The sequence below is a fragment of the Klenkia sp. AC732 genome, from assembly GCF_979256525.1.
In genome coordinates, this window is sequence record NZ_CEEDOS010000172.1 from 1 (window position 1) to 238 (window position 238).

At 77.7% G+C, this 238-nt stretch carries 1 pseudogene; it reads left to right on the forward strand.

From position 1 onward, the window contains the following. Positions 1 to 238, forward strand: a pseudogene (locus AC0IVP_RS22145) (methyl-accepting chemotaxis protein); the annotation flags it as partial.

Sequence of the window (238 nt, forward strand, 5' to 3'; positions counted from 1 at the left end):
GGTCCGCGCAGTCCGCCCTGCGCACCCTGATGGCCTCCGTCGGCGGCTCGGCCGACGCGGTCGCGGCCTCCAGCCAGCAGCTGGCCTCGTCCTCGGCGCGCATCTCCTCCTCGGCGGCGGAGACGGCCCTGCAGTCCGGGGTGGTGTCCGGTGCCGCCGACGAGGTGTCCCGCAGCGTGGCCACCGGCGCCGCCGGCGCCGAGCAGCTGAGCGCCTCCATCCGGGAGATCGCGCCGAC